This is a genomic window from Nocardioides sp., assembly GCF_024509035.1.
In the GTDB taxonomy this organism is placed as follows: Bacteria; Actinomycetota; Actinomycetes; order Propionibacteriales; family Nocardioidaceae; genus Nocardioides.
Genome location: NZ_JANINT010000315.1, coordinates 1 through 944 on the forward strand (window position 1 = coordinate 1; position 944 = coordinate 944).

Annotated in this window: 2 protein-coding genes; both read left to right on the forward strand. The window is 74.5% G+C overall.

Annotated elements, in window-relative coordinates; genetic code table 11:
* A partial coding sequence (locus Q0L15_RS19890; protein WP_296606345.1) for a DUF2231 domain-containing protein occupies positions 1-502 on the forward strand: 502 nt, incomplete at its 5' end.
* A 64-nt stretch (positions 503-566) separates the two neighbouring features.
* On the forward strand, positions 567-944 hold a 378-nt coding region (locus Q0L15_RS19895; protein WP_296606350.1), incomplete at its 3' end, for a response regulator transcription factor.

Genomic DNA, 944 nt, shown 5'->3' on the forward strand with positions numbered 1-944 from the left:
GAGGAGCTCCATGCCGTCCACGTTCTTCGGCCTGCCGCTGCACCCGTTGATCGTCCACGCCACCGTCGTGATGGTGCCGCTCGCGGTGCTCGCCGTGCTCGGCGCGGTGCTCGTGCCCCGGTTCCGGGCGTGGGCCGGACCGCTGCCGGCCGGGCTGGCCCTGGTGGCGTTGATCCTCACCCCCCTGTCGACGGCGACCGGGGAGAACCTCGAGCACTCGCTGCCGGAGACCCACCTCATCGAGGAGCACGCCGAGATCGGCGACCAGCTCATCTGGTTCACGGTCGCGCTGTTCGCGTTCGCCGCGGCGTACTGGTGGCTCGACCGGCGCCGCACCGCGACCCCGGAGGCGGAGCAGTTCCGGGACCGGACCCGCACGATCGTTGCGGTCGTCGGCGTCCTCGCGGTCCTCACCGCGCTCGGCACCGGCGTGCAGGTGGCGCGGATCGGCCACAGCGGCGCGAAGGCCGCGTGGTCGCAGACCGGCAGCGCCGGCGGCTGACCGGCAGTACCGTGACCTGCTCGTCGAGGACGACGCCGACATCCGGCGCACCCTGGCCCGCGGCCTGGCCGAGCAGGGCGCCACCGTCGTACCCGTGGAGACCGCGGTCGAGGCGATCAAGGCCGTCGCCAGCGAGCGCCCGGACGCCGTCGTCCTCGACCTCGGCCTCCCCGACCTCGACGGCGCCGACGTGCTCGCGCTGATCCGGGCGAGCAGCGACCTGCCGGTGGTGGTCGCGACCGCCCGCGACGACGAGCGCGAGATCGTCCGGCTCCTCGACGCGGGCGCCGACGACTACCTCATCAAGCCGTTCTCCGCCGCGCAGGTGATGGCCCGGGTGCGCGCGGTCCTGCGGCGTACGACGCCCGCGGTCCGCGAGGACCCGCGGGTGGTCGTCGGTGACCTGGTCGTCGACCCGGTCTCCCGGACCGCCCAGCTCGAG